This is a genomic window from Phenylobacterium sp. (assembly GCF_036723115.1).
Lineage (GTDB): Bacteria > Pseudomonadota > Alphaproteobacteria > Caulobacterales > Caulobacteraceae > Phenylobacterium.
In genome coordinates this window covers 26,067-43,344 of sequence record NZ_DAIMHV010000010.1, presented here as the reverse complement: position 1 = coordinate 43,344, position 17,278 = coordinate 26,067, and the positions used below count along the sequence as shown (strand labels likewise).

At 69.1% G+C, this 17,278-nt stretch carries 15 protein-coding genes; all 15 read right to left on the bottom strand.

Annotated features, from left to right (window positions below; genetic code table 11):
* Positions 1-1,022: protoglobin domain-containing protein (locus tag V7D28_RS02550; protein ID WP_333585788.1), on the bottom strand; the 1,022-nt coding region annotated here is incomplete at its 3' end.
* Between the two features lie 179 nt (positions 1,023-1,201).
* Positions 1,202-3,748 carry a TonB-dependent receptor gene (locus V7D28_RS02545; protein ID WP_333585787.1) on the bottom strand — a complete coding sequence of 849 codons (2,547 nt, stop codon included), beginning with the start codon at positions 3,746-3,748 and terminating at the stop codon, positions 1,202-1,204.
* Positions 3,749-3,949: 201 nt separating this feature from the next.
* Positions 3,950-5,965, bottom strand: coding sequence for a TonB-dependent receptor plug domain-containing protein (locus tag V7D28_RS02540; protein ID WP_333585786.1), 2,016 nt, complete (start codon positions 5,963-5,965; stop codon positions 3,950-3,952).
* A gap of 72 nt (positions 5,966-6,037) precedes the next feature.
* On the bottom strand, positions 6,038-6,295 hold the full coding sequence (locus tag V7D28_RS02535; protein ID WP_333585785.1) for a hypothetical protein: 258 nt from the start codon (positions 6,293-6,295) through the stop codon (positions 6,038-6,040).
* Complete coding sequence (locus V7D28_RS02530) at positions 6,292-6,450, bottom strand: hypothetical protein (protein ID WP_333585784.1); 159 nt, start codon at positions 6,448-6,450, stop codon at positions 6,292-6,294. The genes V7D28_RS02535 and V7D28_RS02530 overlap by 4 nt, the downstream gene beginning before the upstream one ends.
* Positions 6,451-6,533: 83 nt before the next feature.
* Entirely contained in the window at positions 6,534-7,232 is a 699-nt protein-coding gene (locus V7D28_RS02525) for an SDR family oxidoreductase (protein WP_333585783.1), read from the bottom strand.
* Positions 7,233-7,245: 13 nt separating this feature from the next.
* Positions 7,246-8,418, bottom strand: a complete 1,173-nt coding sequence (locus tag V7D28_RS02520) for an acetyl-CoA C-acetyltransferase (RefSeq protein WP_333585782.1) — start codon at positions 8,416-8,418, stop codon at positions 7,246-7,248.
* Positions 8,419-8,548: 130 nt separating this feature from the next.
* Entirely contained in the window at positions 8,549-9,475 is a 927-nt protein-coding gene (locus V7D28_RS02515) for a hypothetical protein (RefSeq protein WP_333585781.1), read from the bottom strand.
* A 16-nt stretch (positions 9,476-9,491) separates the two neighbouring features.
* The gene (locus V7D28_RS02510; RefSeq protein WP_333585780.1) at positions 9,492-10,421 is read right to left on the bottom strand and encodes a glycosyltransferase family 2 protein; all 930 of its coding nucleotides are present in this window, start codon (positions 10,419-10,421) and stop codon (positions 9,492-9,494) included.
* Positions 10,422-10,437: 16 nt separating this feature from the next.
* On the bottom strand, positions 10,438-11,565 hold the full coding sequence (locus V7D28_RS02505) for a GNAT family N-acetyltransferase (RefSeq protein WP_333585779.1): 1,128 nt from the start codon (positions 11,563-11,565) through the stop codon (positions 10,438-10,440).
* Positions 11,566-11,622: 57 nt separating this feature from the next.
* Entirely contained in the window at positions 11,623-12,132 is a 510-nt protein-coding gene (locus V7D28_RS02500; protein ID WP_333585778.1) for a GAF domain-containing protein, read from the bottom strand.
* A gap of 49 nt (positions 12,133-12,181) precedes the next feature.
* Positions 12,182-13,114: a response regulator gene (locus tag V7D28_RS02495; protein WP_333585777.1), complete on the bottom strand. Its 933-nt coding sequence runs from the start codon at positions 13,112-13,114 to the stop codon at positions 12,182-12,184.
* Positions 13,115-13,200: 86 nt separating this feature from the next.
* Positions 13,201-13,404 (bottom strand): hypothetical protein, encoded by a 204-nt coding sequence (locus tag V7D28_RS02490; protein ID WP_333585776.1) that lies wholly within the window; start codon positions 13,402-13,404, stop codon positions 13,201-13,203.
* A gap of 49 nt (positions 13,405-13,453) precedes the next feature.
* Positions 13,454-15,862, bottom strand: coding sequence for a membrane-bound PQQ-dependent dehydrogenase, glucose/quinate/shikimate family (locus V7D28_RS02485; protein WP_333585775.1), 2,409 nt, complete (start codon positions 15,860-15,862; stop codon positions 13,454-13,456).
* Positions 15,863-15,935: 73 nt separating this feature from the next.
* Complete coding sequence (locus tag V7D28_RS02480) at positions 15,936-17,267, bottom strand: OprO/OprP family phosphate-selective porin (protein WP_333585774.1); 1,332 nt, start codon at positions 17,265-17,267, stop codon at positions 15,936-15,938.
* Between the last annotated feature and the right edge of the window lie 11 nt (positions 17,268-17,278).

The following is a 17,278-nucleotide window of genomic DNA, read 5'->3' as shown; positions in this document are numbered from 1 at the left end:
TTGGTCTGGAAGGCGATCTCGTCGATCACGCCGATGATCTGGCCGATCTGCTTGGAGGAGCGATCGATCTCGCCCATGGCCGAGACGGCCCGTTCCACGACCCCGCTGGAACGCTCGGCCTCCTCGCGCGCCTCGCTGGCCTTGCCGGAAGCCTCCCGCGCCCCTGCTGCGGCCTTCCGCACGCTCTCGGTCAGCTCATGCAGCGCTGCGGCGGTCTGCTCCAGGCTGGCCGCCTGCTGTTCGGTGCGCCGCGACAGGTCGTCCGAGGCGGAGGAAATCTCATCGGCGCCGGAGCGTATGCCGCCGGCAGCCTCGGCCACGCCGCGCATGGCTTCAGCCAGACGAACCACCGCCTCGTTGAAGTCTTCCTTCACCGCGTCGAACTGAGGCGAAAGCTGTGCGTCGAGCCTGCGGGCCAGGTCCCCCTGGGCCAGGTGGCGCAGAGCCTCGGTCAGGGCGTTCATGGCGCTGGCCTGTTCGGCCTCCGCCGCAGCGCGCAGGGCTTCGGCCTTCTGACGCTCGGCCTCAAGCGCCTCGAGATAGATGGAAATGGCCAGGTCCATGTCCAGCAGGGTCGCCTTGACCAGCACGCCGATGGACTGGGCCATGTCCTCGGGCCTGGTGCGCTGCTTGAAGCTCGGCCACTGCCGGGCCACCGCGGCGGTGATAAGTTGTTCCAGCACCAGGGCGTAGCCGCCGATGTACCACTGCGGGTTCAGTCCCAGCCGCGCGTGCGTCTCGCCGATCTTGCGGACCCCGTGGGCGTAGTCGTCGCCGAAGCGCCCCTCGGCGATGATCTTCCAGTGGTCAGCCTGACGGCTCTGGGCGCCGGTCATATGGCGCTCGTCGCTGAAGAAGCGTGAGACGTCGGGAGTCTGGCGGACCTTGGCGTAGAAAACGTCGAGGGCCGGGCCGACAGCCTGAGCCAGAAACGACTTCATCTGCCTCAGGCGCTCAGATGCGGCGGCGTCAAGACCGATGAAGTCGAGGCGTTCCCGGAGATTGTGAGCCGAAGTCGTCATGGAGAGCGTTTCCGAACCGGTTTTTGGGCTGCCTGGCGCAGGCCCATCGGGTCGGTCGGCATTGAGCACTTCTATCTCCTGGACAGCCCTAACCACTTCCTAACAACGACGTTCGGTGAATGGGCTCACCCTGCGACGGGTTGCCGCACGGCCGGCAGAGCGACCGTGCGGCTGCGACGTCACTGGAAGCGCCAGGTCAGGCCGAGGCCCCACATGCGCGGCGCGCCGGCGATGAAGGTCGGCAGGCCGAGCGAATCCCCGGTATTGCCCGCATCGATGATGTAGGTTTCATCGGTCAGGTTGTTGACGAAGGCCTCGATCGACAGGGGGAGGCTGTGGGGCCGCCAGGAGGCGCGCAGGTTCACGAGGCCATAGCCGTCCTGAACCTCATCCTGGATGTTGTCGGCCACGAAGACGCTGGGCGGCTGCTGGAACCGGGCCAGGTCGTTGTTGTCGTCGAAGAAGGTCTTCGACCGCCAGGTGTAGGTGGGCCGCAGGGACGCCCGGCCGCCCAGCAGATCGAAGCTCCAGTTCGCCCCCAGGCTCGCCATGTGGTCGGGCGCAAGGCGGAAGCTGTTGCCGTCATAGGCGCCGCCGTCGAACCGAGCGTGGCTGTAGGCGTAGGTGCCATAGAGGTTCAGGCCCGCCACCGGCGACCAGTCGGCCTGGCCTTCGAACCCGTAAGCCTTGGCCTTGCCGGCATTGGTGGTGACGAACAGGGTGCCCTGCTGCTCCACCGTCTGGAAGTTGTCGTAGTCGTAGTAGTAGATCGAGCCGTCCACCCGCAGCCGGCCGCCCAGGGCCGCCTTCACGCCGAGTTCGTAGGAGTCCACCGTCTCGGCCTCGACCTCGGTGAACCGGTTGGCCCCCTCGGGGCTCGCCGGGCCGGCGGCGGCCAGGACCTCGGGCCGGCGGCCGCGGGCATAGGCGGCATAGAGGTTGGCCTCCGGCGACAGCGCATAGCGACCCACCACGCGCCAGGTGAAGCCGTCGCTTTGCAGGTCCCGCTCCGTCAGGCCGCCATTGCCGGCCGTGGGCTGGAAGGTGAGACCGAACAGCGGCAGGGCGCTGGCGGGGATCTGCTGCACCGTGTTCAGGGAAAGCGCGCCCAGAATGGCCTGGGCCTGGGCCAGGCCCTGAGGCGTCCCGGAGGCGGCGAGGCCGGCCGCGCCGATCACCCCGCCCAGCACGCTGCGCCCGCCCACGACCCGCGAAGAGAAGCCCGTGGTCTTGTCGTCATGGGTGTAGCGCAGGCCGGCCGAGAGTTCGAAGCGGTCGGTGACGTCGAAGGTGACGTCGCCGAACACGTCATAGGAGGTCAGCTCGCTGCTGTTGGTCGCCTCTTCCACATGGTTTGAGCGCAGATTGGCCGCGATCGCGGCGGCCTGCGCCGAGCTCAGCAGGATGCGTCCGCCGCTCTGCTGGGCCACCAGGCCCTGGATCAGCGCGCCCGTGAAAGCCGTGGAGCCGAACACCGCCGCCGGCGCGGGCGTCGTCGCCGGCAGGCCAAGCCCCGTAGCGCCAGCGTTCAACTGGCCGGCCAGCACAGCCAGGCCCATGCGCTCGTCGAACTGCAGGGGCAGACGCTGGCGGCCGTCCTCCCGGAAGACGCCGGCGCCCACAAAGCCGCGCATCCGGCCGCCATTGTCGAAGTTCAGGCGCAGTTCCTGGCTGAACTGCTCGCCCACGGCGTCGTTCAGACCGGTCAGAATGGGCAGCGACAGGCCGTCCGGATCATAGACCTCCTGGGACTCGAAGCGACGGGCCGCGCTGATGGAATTGAGCGTCAGCACATCGTTGAGCGCGATGGCGGCGATCCCGGTGACGCCCCAGACCGTGCGATCCACCCCAAGCGACATGCCGCCCTGGAAATTGGCCGGCGCAGCAAGGGCCGCGGCGTCCCAGGGGTCACGAGAGGCCAGCACCTGGCCCGTGGCGGGATTGGTCGGAGAGAATCCGCCGGACTTGAACGAGGTGCCCGACGGCTTGTCTTCCTGATAGTTGACGATGAAGTCGAAGTTCACCCGCTCGGACGGGTTCAGCTTGAACGCCAGGCGGGCCGCAGCGGTGTCCACCGACTGGAAGTCCTCGCCGCCCAGGGCGTTCGTCACATAGCCGTCCCGCTGCCGGATGCGCCCGGAGAAGCGGATCGCCGCGGCGTCGGTCATGGACAGGTTCAGCGCACCTTCGGCCATGCGGTAGCCGTAGTCCCCGGCCTCGGCGGTGAAGTAGCCGTTGGTCTGGCCCGGCTGGGCCTTGCGCTGGATGAGGTTCACCCCGCCGATCAGGGCGCCGCGGCCGAACAGGGTCGATTGCGGCCCCTTGGCCACCTCCACCCGCTCCAGGTCGAACAGCTCCACATAGGAGCCTTGCGCCTTGGAGATGGAGACTCCGTCCTGGAAGACCGAGACCCGCGGCTCGGCGGTGGTGTCGGTGGAGTCAGAGGTGATGCCGCGCATCACAAAGCCCGGATTGTTGGGCGACTGGTCCTGCACCAGGAAGCCCGGCGTATAGGCCGACAGGACGGCGAAGTCCTGCACCCCCAGTTCGACGAGGCGTTCGCCGCTGAAGGCGGTCAGGGCGACCGGCACGTCCAGCGCCTGCTGCTCCCGCTTCTGGGCGGTGACGACGATTTCCTCGATCAGGACACTGTCCTGGGCCTGGGCGGCGCCGGCGATGGCGAGCAGGCTCGCAGCGGCGAGCAGCCGCGCGGCGTAACGGTTCATCTCTATCCCCATGGTCTTTGCGAGTTCGGTGAATCGCGATGGGAGGATCGCGCTCAAGCTCGCCGTGCCCGCCTTGCGCGACAGCTCTGTGAACATGCCGGGGCTTGGCGAGACCGCGGCGACGGGACGTCGCAATTGTGGCGCCCGCGCCTCACCTGGCCGGCCGTCGTGACGCCTGCCGAGCCCGCTCGACGAACCCCGTTACGAAAAGGTCTTGCGCAGACGCAGAAAGACCGCCCGGCCGTAGTCCAGGTCCCGCACCTCCGTCACCGCCACAGGGGCCACCGATCGCGGACCGGAATGGATTTCACGGATCCGGCGCACATGGCGCTCGGTCAGGTTCTGGACCTCCAGCCGCAGGATCAGGTCCGCCGCCAGCTTCCGCTCGCCAAAGACCGTGACCCACACGCCCTGCTTGCGTGTCTCCACTTCCGACAGGCGATAGGACCGCTCGCGGTAGCCGCCCAGCACGTCCACGCCCCAGTTTCCCCGCCAGGCCGGCAGATCGTGGGTCAGATGCATCTCCCACTCCACGGGACGCAGGGCGGAGATTTCGCGCGCCGCGCCGGTGGCGGGGTCGCGAACCTCGGAATCGCGCACCGTCACCTGGCCGCGCCACTGGGCGCCCGTCAGGCCGAACCGCTCGAGGGGCAGCGTCAGGTTGAGGATGAACTCGTCGCGCCGGCCCGCGCCGATATTGCCCGGGGCGTCGGCCACCGCCCGGCCGCCGACGAAGATGGGGGCGCGGTCGATCACGTCGCTCAGCTCGGCATGGCGGTAGGTGGCGACCAGCACCGCCCCCCAGGCCAGCCTCTGATCAAAGGCCAGCTCGCTCACCCAGGCCTGCTGAGGCGACAGGTCGGGATTGCCCGCCAGCACCGCCCCGGTGCTCACCGCCGAAGAGGAGGCCACGAAGTCGTCGAAGTTGAGCTGGCCCACTTCGCGCTCCAACCGCAGCCGCAGCTGTCGCCCGCCGCCCAGGGTCCAGGCGCCGGCGAGGCGGGGCTTGGTGAAGGCCAGGGACTTCTCGAGCCGGACGTCGCCCTCCGCCGAGATCGAGGACGCCTCGTGGCGCAGGCCCGCCTCCAGGCTGAGGTCGGCGCGGGGCCGCCAACTCACATTGGCGAAGGCCTCGCCGCGGGCCTCCTCCACCTCCACATCGGCGGCCGGAAGGGCGACCGTCGCCCCGTTGAGGGTGAAGGCCGTCTGGCTCTCCAGGCGGTTCAGCGCGGCTTCGGCGCCCGTCTCCACAGACCAGAGGGGTCCGAAGGACCGCTTGATCGTCAGGCGGCCCACGCTTTCGGAGACTCGCTTGTCCAGGTCGAAATCCCGCCGCACGCCGGGCGCCTCGAAGTCCGCCCGGGTTTCCAGGTCGTTCCATTGCTGAAACGCCACGGCCTCCAGCGAAGTGGCCGGTCCCAGCGGCCGGGCGAAGCGTCCGCCCAGTTCCCGCTGGAGGCGGACATTGGTGTAGTACTCGTACTCCCGGCCGCCGCCGCGGATACGGTCGGTGATCTCCCCGCTCGCCGGCGTGCGCATATACGCCCCGTTGAGACGCAGCCGCCCCCCGGCCAGGGGGGTTTCGAAGGCGCCGGTGGTCCAGGCCCGCAAGCCGCCCCCCTCGCCTTCCACGTCGGCGATCGAAATCACCGCGCCGCCGGGTCCCGTCCGCCGGCGCACCCCGTCCCCGAGGGAATCGTCGGGTCCCTTGCCATAGACGAGCGACACCTCCACCCGCCGGCCGTCCCATTCGGCCTGACTTTCGGCCCGCAGGCTGTTCAGCACCCGGCCGTCGTCGATGAGGTGGGTGGAGACCATGACCGCGCCTCGGACCCCGCCCGTGCGGGCGCGGACCACATTGGCGATCACCGAGCGCCCCTGCATGTCGATGCCGGGCGCTCCGCCCCGAATGAGCTCAATGCGCGCCACCGATGCGGCCGGGATGCGCTTGAGCAGTTCGTCGAGGGCGTCGTTCTTGGAGACGGGCGGCTGGCCGTCGATCAGCACGTTGCCGCCAGACCCGGCGAGGCCACGGACGGCCGCCCCCTTGTCGAAGGTAAAGCCCGGCAGCCGAAGCACCATGTCATAGGCCGTGTCGGGCGCGGCCTCGGCGAAGAAGCTGGGCGGATAGGCGATCACGCCCGTGGCGGCCGGCTCCGGCGCCTCGATGGCAGGCGCGGCCAGCGCCGGCCCTGCGGCCAGCCAGAACGTAATCATGCCCCTCCCCGGAGACTGTCTTATGATTTTCTGACAGCTTGGCCGGAAAGGGGGGCGAGGGCCAGGGGGTGATCAGGCCTCGATTTCGAAAAAGGCCCGCTCGCCGCCCTCGCTGTGGGCCACCATGATGATGCGCAGGTCCGAGCCCTCCGCCAGCTTCAGGGTCAGGCGTCCCTGCCGGAACGCATCGCGAAGCAGATCGGCGGGGCCGGTCAGTTCACCCTTGCCCATCCGCATCTTTTCATCGCTGCGAAACTCGTAGCCCACCTTCTCGATGACGCCCGGATAGATCACCAGTCCGTCGTCGGCCGTCGTGCGCGAGAGTTTCATGCTGATCTGATCTCCGGGGTCGAGGGTGTGTCGGCGGGGGCATGGACGAGTTCATCGGCCAGATTGTTGTCGTGGCCGCTCAGGATCGCGCACAGCGCCAGAAGGGGCTCGGCTCGCCAGAAGGCCTGGCGGGAGACGCGATCGTCGAAACTCATCACAAATCCATGCGCGGCGAGCGAAAGGCCCGGCCTGCGGTGGAAGAACGCCTGAGGATCACAAGGGTTGCGAACCCTGCGCCTCACACCCTGCCCGTGACGGGCAGCAAGGCGCCGGTGATGGCCCGGGCCTTGTCGGAGGCCAAGAACAGCATGGCCTCGGCCAGATCGGCCGGCGCCACCCAGTTCGCGGGATCGGCGTCGGGCATATCCGCCCGGTTAGCCGGAGTGTCGATGATAGAGGGCAGGACCGCATTGACGGTTATGCCCTCGGCCTTGAGTTCCTCGGCCAGGCTCTCGGTGAGGCGATGGACGCCGGCCTTGGCCGCGGCATAGGCGCCCATGCCGCTCGCGGCCTTCACCGCCCCCGCCGCGCCTACATTGACGATGCGTCCCGCGGCGCTGCGACGGAGCCAGGGCAAGGCCGCCCGGCTGGCGTTGGCCGCAGTCTTCACATTCATGGCGAAGAGCATGTCCCAGACCGCCGGCGCCCCGTCCTCAAGGGTCTGCCAGCGGAATCCTCCGGCGATGTTGAGCAGGGCGTCCAGACGGCCAAAGCGGGCGCCGACAGCCTCAAAGGCCGCGCCGGCCTGTTCCGGATCGGCCAGATCGACGCCGGTCAGGACCAGGGCGTCGACGCCGCAGGCCTCCACCAGGCTGTCGGGCGGGACGGTGTTGAAATCGATCAGCGCCAGACGGGCGCCCTGGGCGGCGGCGGCCGTGGCGACCACCTCCCCCAGGACCCCGAATGCGCCGGTGACGGCGACGATACGAGGGTTCATGCGCCCCCTTGTATCAGAGGCGCTCGACGATCGTCACGTTGGCCATGCCGCCGCCTTCGCACATGGTCTGCAGGCCCCACTTCTTGTTGCGGGCCTTGAGCGCATGCACGAGGGTCGTCATCAGCTTGGTGCCTGAGGCGCCCAGGGGGTGGCCCAGCGCGATGGCCCCGCCGTTGACGTTCAGACGCTCCGGATCGGCGCCCGTGGCCTGGAGCCAGGCGGTGGGGACCGACGCGAAGGCCTCATTGACCTCGAACAGATCGATGTCGTCGATCTTCATGCCGGCGCGCTCCAGGGCCCGCTGGGTGGCGGGCAGCGGGGCTTCCAGCATGATCACCGGGTCGTGGCCCAGCACCGACAGGTGATGGATGCGCGCCAGGGGGGTCAGGCCCATTTCCTTCAGCGCCTTTTCCGAAACGATCATCACGCCCGAGGCGCCGTCGCAGATCTGGCTGGAGGTGGCCGCGGTGATCGCACCGCCCTCGGCCAGCAGCTTCACGCCGCGGATGCCGTCCAGGCTGGCGTCGAAGCGGATGCCCTCATCGACGGTGTGCTCGCTCTCGACGCCGTTCTCGTCCTTGATCGTCAGCGGGACGATCTCGTCCTTGAAAGCGCCGGCCTGGGTGGCGGCGATGGCGCGCTGGTGGCTGTGATAGGCGTACTCGTCCAGCTGATCCTTGGTCAGGCCATACTTCTTGGCCATCATCTCCGCGCCCATGAACTGGGAGAACTGGATGTTGGGATAGCGCTCTTCCATGCGCGGGCTCTTGTACTGGCCCATGCCGGCCTTGGCCGCGAGCGCCGCCGACGAGCCCATGGGCACGCGGGTCATGCTCTCGACGCCGGCGGCGATCACCACGTCCTGGGTGCCGCTCATCACCGCCTGGGCGGCGAACTGCAGCGCCTGTTGAGAGGAGCCGCACTGCCGGTCGATGGAGGTGCCCGGAACGCTCTCCGGCAGCTTGGAGGCCATGACCGCGTTGCGCGCCACATTGATGGCCTGTTCGCCGACCTGCATGACGCAGCCCATGACCACATCCTCGACCCGCGCCGGATCGACGCCGGTGCGATCCACCAGGTCGTTGAGCACGACCGCGCCCAGATCGACCGGATGCCAGTCCTTCAGTTTGCCGCCCTTGCGGCCGCCGGCCGTGCGCGTGGCCGCCACGATATAGGCTTCGCCCATTGTTCCGCTCCCTTGCGAAAGCGCGCCTCCCACGGCGCGTCAGGAACACTCTAGGGAGGCGCCGCGAGGTAAGCCAACGGGGTCGTTTCAGCCAAGCTGACCCACGTGGGGGCCGCCGGACTGCGCCCCCTTAAGGGTTCGTCCCGGCCACCGGCAGGGTCACGCCCGGCTGGGCGGGGTCCAGGCGGAAGGTGGCCGGCAGGATCCGCTCATGCGGCTGCTGAAGCTTGAGCGCCTTGGCCCCGCGCGCGACGATCAGCTTGCCCAGATTGGCGGGGCCCAGGCCCTCGGCCAGGCGCGGTCGCAGGCCCGCGCGCCGACGCAGGACGCCGTTGGCGTAGATCACATTGGCGCGGACCAGGGCCGGCGGCGTCATGAACTCCATGGACAGGGAGACATTCAGCATCGGACCGTTCTCGATCCGGTGGGGGGCGTTCTGGGCCCAGGTGACCATTCGGCCGGGCGTCAGCTCCACCATCTGCGCGCCCTGGTCCCAGGCCGGCTGATAGGGAAACTGCTCGGCGCTCTCCCGCAGGACGATCTTCTCCAGGTCCTCTTCGCCCACATAGGGATCGGCAGGGGGATAGACCCAGACCCGCTTGACCCCGCGCACCTGCCACAGGGACACCAGCGGGACATCCAGGTGATAGGACACATGGGCCTTGGCCGATGAGATCAGCAGACCCACGTCGCGCTTGAAGGTCTTCAGGCCCGGGACCTGAGCTTCTTTTTCAGCGAAGACCTCGTCGGCCAGATCGGCATAGGGCGCCAGGTAGCGATTGGCCTCGCGCAGGTTCAGCCAGATGCGGCCGGCCTTGGCCGCGACCAGCAGGTCTTGGCCCGACAGGTCATCGGCCTGGCCTTTGCGCCAGCTGGACCAGTCGCTGGGATCCTCGCTCATGGTGAAGACCCCGAGCCTGGACCTCGGATAGGCCTCCAGGGCCTCGGCCAGACCCTCGTCGCTGAACAGGGGGCGGGTGTGGAGGTCGTGATCGAAGGTCAGGGTTTCGCGGCCAAAGGCCCTGGCCTTCTCCGCCGTCCAGTCGCGAATGATCATGGCGTTCTTGCTCTCGTCAGGCGGCGCTTCGGCCGTAGAATTCGATCTTGAAGGGACCCCACCACAGGGTCTTGCCCAGGCCGCGGGCGGCGCGGTCCAGGGTGAAGGCGAAGTCCGGCGCGCCCGTCACGCCTTTCCAGGCCGCCAGCAGGCCGAAGACCGCCGCCTGGACGACGCCCTGGCTCATCCAATAGGCCAGCCCGAGATAGGCCGGCGGCTGGGCCGCGGCGCAGGCCGCCGAGGGCCCCTGGCCATAGGCGAAGGCCCGCCGGATCGTGTAGCCGAGGCTCAGCCGCGCCGGGACCGGGTCCTCCCAGACGAAGGCCTCGGCCGCCCAGGCGAAGCGCGCCCCGGCCGCCTTCAACCCCCCGAACAGCAGATCATCTTCGCCCCCGGTGTGATTGCGCACCGCCGAAAAGGGCGCGATGGGGTCAGGCAGGGCCGCCCGCCGCAGCAGGCTGTTGCCGCAGCCGTAGTAGTTCTCGATCAGGCCCGCCTCGTCCGGTCCGAGCCGCGAGAAAAAGGTCTCCAGATAGTCGCGGTGGCGCGTCACCTGCGGCGGCGCCCGGCCGCGTACGGGTCCGAACACCACATCGGCCTGGAGCCGCGCCTGAACCTCCAGCAGGGTCGCCAGCCAGTGTTCGGGCGCCTCCTCGTCGTCGTCCAGGAAGGCGATCAGATCGCCGGACGCCTGCGCCATGGCGGCGTTGCGGGCATTGGCGACGCCCGGTTCGGGTTCGTGGACATAGTGGACGGGAAAGGGCGCCTGGGCGGCCAGTTCGGCGGCCAGGGGCGCCGCCGACGGGGTGCGATCGTTGTCCACCACCACCAGCTCGAGCCGATCGGCCGCCACGCCCTGCTGGCGCAGAATCGACTGCGCCGCCACGGCGAGCCCTTGCGGACGCCGCTGGGTGGGAATGATCACGCTGATGGTCGCCTTCGACACCGGCCGCCCCCGTTCCTCAAGCCTCTGAGCGGCGCGCCCGGCTGGCGACCGCGCTCGCCAGACCGCGCACGCGGCCGCTGAGCGTGAGTTCTACGGTGGAGATGGTTTCGAAACGGCGCCTCGCCCGCTGGACCAGGCGGCCGCCGCCCGCCTCGGCCAGGCGCCAGGCGCCCTCGCCCATTCGCGCGCGAAGGCCCCGTACGCCGGCGGCCGCCACCGTCCCGGACCAGATTTCCCGCCGGCTCAGGGCGAAGGGCGCCTTGTAGTGTTCATGTCCGGGCCCGAGGTCATAGGTTCGCAGGCCCAGTCCCGGCATGGCCGCGATGGCAGCCAGCAGGAAGAGCTGGCCCGGCGACCACGGGTGCATGTTTGGATTGGTGGAGGCGATCCAGGGGTGGAAGATCCCGCCGTGCCGGACGCCGAACTGACCGGCCAGCAGCTGGTCGCCCGCATAGAGGCCGATCAGCAGGCCCCGCAATTCGCCTGCCGGCTCGGAGAAGAGCCGCCACAGCAGCTGGTTCACCCAGGCCGGCGCCAGGAAGTCCTGCAGGCCGCTGCGCGCCAGCTGGTCGCGCTTCCAGGCGAGGACCTGCTCCAGGGCGCGAGGGTCCTGGTCGGGCGCGACGAGGCGGGGCGGTCCCACCTCCCGCTCCAGCTTGTGCTCCAGGCGCCGGAAGTTTTTGAAGCGCTTGGGGCTGGCCGACCGGAGCGCCTCCAGATAGGCCGGGGCGTCATCGCCGATGTCGATCACATAGGCGGGCTGGCCCGCAAGGCCGTGAGTCGCGGCCTCGACCGCCGGGCCGACCAGCCCGCTGAAGCGGTAGGCGGAAATGTCGGCCAGCGACAGGGCCGAGGCCAGGTCCATCGGCCGGGCCGCGACCAGGCCATGATAGTCCGACAGGGGCGCACCGATGGGTCGGGCCAGTCCGCCGGGGCGGCGCATGTGCGGAAGAAAGGCGACAGGCGCCGCGCCCTGCCGCCAGATGGCCACGGCCGCGTCGGGACGGGACGCCCCCACCGCGCGGGCGAAGTCCGGCCCCAGGAGCGGCGAGGCTGTGTCTGGATGGGACGCGCAGAGGTCGCGCCACACCGCCGCATCGGCGGCGTCCAGGGCGCTGGGGTGCAGAATTTCGGTCGTCAGCATAGGGGTCGCATCTCCGCCGTCCCGGAGCGGGAACGACGGGGATCAACCCTTCAAGTCTCAGGCCGTTCTGGACATGGAAAACGCTTCCTTAACAATCACTTGCAACCACAAGGCGTCCTGTTCGTCGAAGGCCGCCTTCTGGTCGGAATCCACGTCCAGCACCGCGATCAATCGGTCCGCGGCGTCAAACACCGGGACGACGATTTCGCTCTGCGAGCGGCCGTCGCAGGCGATGTGTCCGGGAAAGGCGTGGACGTCCGGGACCAGCTGGGTCTCGCCCGTGGCCGCCGCCGTCCCGCAGACCCCGCGGCCGAACTTGATCCTCAGACAGCCCAGGGTGCCCTGATAGGGGCCCACCACCAGTTCGTCGTCCTTGTCGGGATCGACCACATAGAAGCCGGTCCAGAAGAAGTGGTCGAAGCTGGCCGCCAGCATGGAGGCCACCGTGGCCATCCGCGCGGTGAGGTTGGGCTCGCCCTCCAGGACGGCTTTGATCTCGTCGGTCAGGGTGCGGTAGCGCTCGGCCTTGTCGGCGGGCAGGATCAGGTCGTTGAAAGCTTCAGCCATGGCTTGCGGTAGTCGGTTTCCCTGGCGGATTGAAGCCCCAAGGGCGGAGTCAGGCGGCCTGCTGCGCCAGGTTGGCCGCGCGCTTGCGCCGGATCAGGGCTTCGAGCCCGCGCACCCGCTTGGCCGCGCCCATAGCGTCGGCCTCATCGGCCTCCAGGATCTGGGACAGGACGTCGAGATGGGCCTCCACCAGTTCTGAGTCGCAATGCTCCATGCCGCCCACCTCGGCGGCATAGGCCAGCAGGGCCGAAGAGGCGCGGTCCAGCATCTTGTCGCGCACCTGCTTGGCCCGAAAGCGGGTGTGCTGCATCACGCGATAGGTCATCTGCAGGGTGGCGCGGTCCACCCCGCCCCGGGCGGCGATGAGCCGGCGCATGGCCTCCAACTCCACGCTGATCGTTTCACGGGCGGCGCGGCGCTCGACCACGTCCACCACCTCTTCGGGGTCGCTGTTGCGGCGCAGGGGGCCGCCGTAGCTGAGCTCGGTGCGCCGGCGCCGGTCGGGGCCGATATAGACGTTGGAGACGACGAAGGGGCGCGGATGGCTCAGCACCAGCTGGATGCGCGACAGAAGCGCCGCAGGCGTGAAGGGCTTCATGACGAACTCATTGACGCCGGCCTGGCGCGCCTCCTCCACCTCGCGGGCGCTTCGGTGGCCGCTCACCATGATGATGGGCACTTCGGGATTGGGCGTCAGGGGGTCAGGTCGCACCGCAGCCAGTCGGACGGCTCGGGTCAGGTCCAGCCCGTCCATGAGCGGCATGCGCCGGTCGGTGAAGATGATCTTCGGGTCGCGGCGGGCGATCTCCTGTCGCGCCGCTAGGCCGTTGGCCGCGGAGAAGACCTGACCCACGCCCGCGGCGCGTAGGACGTCGGTCATCAGGAGCACGGTGTTGGCGTGGTCATCGACCACCAGCACGGACAGGTCGGCAAGGTCGGCCGACCCGAGACTGGTGCTAGGAAGTCGGTCCTGCCTGCTCATGCCCATCCCCTGCGCGGCGCGATCCTCGCAGGGGAGCTTGAAAATGGGGTTTATGGACGCGGTTAATTCAGCCTGCGACGTCCCCCTTAAGAGGGACGCACGCGCTCGCGGAACTCCTCTTCGGTGCGCTCATAGCGCTCGGGATGCTGATACTCCTCGCGGGTGGCCTGTTCGGTGATCGCATCATTTGCCTTGTTGCGCCCGCGATTGCGCATCAGCCCATAGGCGATGGCCAGGGCGATGAAGAGGGCGCCGAGGCCGTAGAGCAGTTCCCAGGAAAGGTCGATCATCGGGTGTCTCCTTTGTCCTGAAACCAACGGGCCGGGGCGGGGCGGGTTCCTACCTTTCGTTGGGCGGCGGCAGGGCGTAGGCCACCAGCGCATCGCCGATGGGCGTCTCCATGAAGTGGTGGCCGCCGGCCATGATCAGCAGGAATTCCCGCCCATCGACCTCATACATCATGGGGTTGGCCTGACCGCCGGCGGGAAGAACGTCCCGCCACAGGGTCTCGCCGGTTTCCAGGTCTATGGCGCGGATCACATTGTCGGTAGTGGCGGCGATGAACAGCACGCCGCCCGCCGTGATCACCGACCCGCCATTGTTCGGCGTGCCGATGGTCAGCGGCAGCATGGACGGGATATTGAACGGGCCGTTGCGCCGGGCCTGGCCCAGGGGGCGGTCCCAGAGGGTTCGGCCGGTGGCCAGGTCGATGGCGCGAATGCCGCCATAGGGGGGCTGCTTGCACATCATCTTGGTGAAGGGCACCCGCCAGCCCGCGTTCAGATCGATCGCGTAGGGGACCTCCTTCTGCGGCACGCCCGCGCTGGGATCGCCGCCGTCGGCCTCCGGCGCGTCGATGGGCAAGAGGCCGCGAGAGCGGGCCTCCTCACGGGTGATCAGCTGGTTGTAATTCGGCATGTCGTTGTAGTTGGCGACGATCACGCCGCGCCGGGGATCGATGGCTACCCCGCCCCAGTCGGAGCCGCCGTTATAACCGGGGTATTGGATCCAGGGGCGGTCCAAGCTGGGCGGAGTGTAGACGCCCTCATAGTTGGCCTGACGGTACTGGATGCGGCACCAGAGCTGGTCGATGGGCGACATGCCCCACATGTCCCGCTCGGTCAGGTCGCGCTTGCGAACGGTGTGGAAGCTGCTGAAGGGCTGGGTCGGCGAAAGATTGTCCGGCTCCACCCCGCCGCGAGGCGCCAGGCGGTCCTCCACCGGAAAGAGCGGCGCGCCCGTGCGGCGGTCTAGGACATAGATGTCCCCCTGCTTGCTGGGCAGGACGATGGCCGGGATCGAACCTTGCGGGGTGGCGATGTCCACCAGACTGCCCTGCCCGCCCAGATCATAGTCCCACACGTCGTAGCGGACAGTCTGGAAGCTCCAGGCCGGCTCGCCCGTGGTCACGTCCAGGGCCACCAGGGCGGTGGAGAACTGGTTGGACTCCGGCCGCCGATCGGCCCCGTAATAGTCCACTGCGGCGTTGCCCATGGGCAGATAGACCAGGCCCAGGGCGTCGTCGCCCGTGGCGGTGGTCCACATGTTGGGGGTGCCGCGGGTGTAGGTCTCGCCCTCTCCCGGCAGCCCCTTCTGGCCCGGCCGGCCCATGTCCCAGGCCCAGAGCATCTCGCCAGTGACGGCGTCATAGCCCCGGATCACGCCGGAGGGCGCATCGCGCCTCTGGCCGTCCAGCACCTGATGGCCGGTGACCACGACCCCGTTCACCAGGGTGGGCGGCGAAGTGACGGCGAAGAAGCCGGGCGTGGAGCGACCGATCCCCTCCAGCAGGCTCACCACCCCGCCGTGGCCGAAGTCAGCGCAGGGTTGGCCGGTCATGGCGTCCACGGCGATGAGCCGGCCATCCAGTGTGCCCTGGATGATCCGCGCCTTGCAGGCGCCGCCCTGGGGCAGATCCGGGGCCTGATGATAGACCACGCCGCGGCAGCTGGCGCTGTAGGGGATGGCGTCGTCGGGCACGCCCGGATCGTGGCGCCAGCGCTCGCGCCCCGTGCCGGCGTCGAGCGAAATCAGGATATTCTTGGCCGAGCAGAGATACAGGCTGTCGCCCACCTTAAGTGGCGTGGTCTGGGCGGAATACTTGCCCTGGGACTGCTCGCTGGGAAGATCGCGGGTGTGATAGGTCCAGACCTTCTGCAGGGTCTTCACGCTGTCGCGGTCGATGCCCGAAAGACGGGTATAACGGGTGGCGCCCTTGTCGCCGCCATAGGCGGGCCAGTCCGACCCCGCCGAGGCCGGCGCGCTTCCGGCGATGACCTTGTCCGCCGCCCCCGTCCCCACGGGCTGGGTCTGGACGTTGATCATGAGCACCCAGACCGCCGCGGCCACCACCGAATAGGCCAGTCCCAGCGGACCCAGCCAGCGCGTGCGGCGGTCTGCGAAGACCGCCTGGGCGGCGAAGAGCACAAGGATCAGCAGGACGGTGGGGGCGATGACGCGCGGCGTCAGGGCCCAGGCGTTGAAGCCTACCTCCCATACGGCCCAGGCCAGGGTGGCCAGATAGACGGCAAGATAAATCCAGACGCCCAGCGGGCTCAGCCGCATCAGGAAGACGCCTGAGGCCACAAGGCCCAGACCCGCCAGCAGATAGTAGGCCGAGCCGCCCAGGGCGAGAAGCCAGACGCCGCCGACGCTCAGCACCGCGCCGATCAGCAGCAAAACCGCCGCCAGCGCCCGCACGCCGAGCCTGGCCCAACGGCCCGTCGATCCATCCGTATTCCGCCCCATGGCCCCGTCCTCCGGTCGCGGGCGCCTGGGCGCCTTCGGGGGCCAACGGGCGAAGGGGGAGAAGCGTTCCGGCCTACCAGTCCACCGCGGCGCGAAGAGTCAGCAGAACCTCGTCCAACGCCGGCGCGCTCAGCCGCTCGATCCGCGCCTGGATCAGATTGCCCGACAGGCGCACGCGGGTGACCGGATGCCAGTTCACCACCAGGCCCTGGGTGGTCATCTCGCCCCCATGGACGGCCTCGTCGCCCAGGTCCACATGGGTCACGCGCAGCCCGGTCTCCACGGCGCCGAAGCCCCCCTGGCCCAGGGGGCGGTCGGGGGTGATCCGGCCGAAGGTTCCGGTCTGGATGTCATAGGGTCGCCCCTCCCCCGTCCAGCGCCAGGCCGCCTGGGCCGACCAGCCGTCATAATCCGGCGCCGAGATGGGCCCGCCATAGTCCACCCGGCCGCCTTCCGCCTGCAGAGTCAGCGGGCCGGCGCCATAGCCGACCTCCAGGCCCCAGAAGGCGGCCTCGCTGGCGATGAAGGCGCCGGTATCGAGCAGGCGCGGGGCGCGGTTGGTCTCGGGCCGCACCCGCAACCAGACGCCCGGACCCCGGTCCGGCATGCGGGCGTGATAGGTGGACACCGCCAGATGCAGCGCCGGGTCCCCGGGCAACAGGTCCCCATGCACCCGCAGGGCCGCCAGGGAGGATTCCTTGCGCTCGGTGTCCAGGTCCGACGCGTCGCGCTCGCCGAACAGGCCTGCGCGCACGCCCCAGGCTTCGCCCCAGGCATGCGCCGCCACCCCCAGCCGCCGGCCCGGCGCGAAGGTGGTGGCGTAGGCCGAGCGTTCGAGGAAGATCGTATGGTTGCTGGAGGTCAGTTCGTCAGCCGAGATTGAAGGCCGCAGATGGCCGGCCACCAGTTCCAGGCCCTCGCTCACCTTGTAACGCAGATAGGCGTCCTGGAGATTGACCGACCCGCCCGCGAAATCGACATCGGCGACATAGCCGAAGCGTTCGCTGACATCGCCCTTCACCCCCAGGCGCAGACGCCGAAGCTGCGTGCCCGTGCTGACCGAGCCCTCGTCATTGTTGAAGACCAGGGCGTCGGCCTGAAGCCTGCCGCGCACGGTGAGCGGCTCGAGCGCCCGATCGGAACTCCGGGCCTGCGGCGCAGGGGCCAGCGCCAGGGAGATGGGCGGCGGCTTTGGTGGTTGGGACTGGGCCGTCGGCAGCGGCGAGGCGTCCGCCTTAGCTTCCAGGCGCTCCAGCCGGGCCTCCAGATCACGGATCTTGGCGGCCTGTGCTTCGATCAGCGCCGCCACCTCCGGGGGAAGCGGCGCCTGGGCCATGACGGGTGTCCCGGCCATGGCGATGATGAGCGCGGACGCCATGGCGGCGGGGGCTTTGGGGGTCGACATTTCCTCCCAAT

What these genes read in the sequence shown, in the direction of transcription:
- V7D28_RS02535 (WP_333585785.1), bottom strand. Translation starts at nt 6,295, where the DNA reads ATGAAACTCTCGCGCACGACGGCCGACGACGGACTGGTGATCTATCCG.
- V7D28_RS02540 (WP_333585786.1), bottom strand. Translation starts at nt 5,965, where the DNA reads ATGATTACGTTCTGGCTGGCCGCAGGGCCGGCGCTGGCCGCGCCTGCC.
- V7D28_RS02485 (WP_333585775.1), bottom strand. Translation starts at nt 15,862, where the DNA reads ATGGGGCGGAATACGGATGGATCGACGGGCCGTTGGGCCAGGCTCGGC.
- V7D28_RS02495 (WP_333585777.1), bottom strand. Translation starts at nt 13,114, where the DNA reads ATGAGCAGGCAGGACCGACTTCCTAGCACCAGTCTCGGGTCGGCCGAC.
- V7D28_RS02500 (WP_333585778.1), bottom strand. Translation starts at nt 12,132, where the DNA reads ATGGCTGAAGCTTTCAACGACCTGATCCTGCCCGCCGACAAGGCCGAG.
- V7D28_RS02520 (WP_333585782.1), bottom strand. Translation starts at nt 8,418, where the DNA reads ATGGGCGAAGCCTATATCGTGGCGGCCACGCGCACGGCCGGCGGCCGC.
- V7D28_RS02480 (WP_333585774.1), bottom strand. Translation starts at nt 17,267, where the DNA reads ATGTCGACCCCCAAAGCCCCCGCCGCCATGGCGTCCGCGCTCATCATC.
- V7D28_RS02515 (WP_333585781.1), bottom strand. Translation starts at nt 9,475, where the DNA reads ATGATCATTCGCGACTGGACGGCGGAGAAGGCCAGGGCCTTTGGCCGC.
- V7D28_RS02530 (WP_333585784.1), bottom strand. Translation starts at nt 6,450, where the DNA reads ATGAGTTTCGACGATCGCGTCTCCCGCCAGGCCTTCTGGCGAGCCGAG.
- V7D28_RS02545 (WP_333585787.1), bottom strand. Translation starts at nt 3,748, where the DNA reads ATGAACCGTTACGCCGCGCGGCTGCTCGCCGCTGCGAGCCTGCTCGCC.
- V7D28_RS02490 (WP_333585776.1), bottom strand. Translation starts at nt 13,404, where the DNA reads ATGATCGACCTTTCCTGGGAACTGCTCTACGGCCTCGGCGCCCTCTTC.
- V7D28_RS02525 (WP_333585783.1), bottom strand. Translation starts at nt 7,232, where the DNA reads ATGAACCCTCGTATCGTCGCCGTCACCGGCGCATTCGGGGTCCTGGGG.
- V7D28_RS02505 (WP_333585779.1), bottom strand. Translation starts at nt 11,565, where the DNA reads ATGCTGACGACCGAAATTCTGCACCCCAGCGCCCTGGACGCCGCCGAT.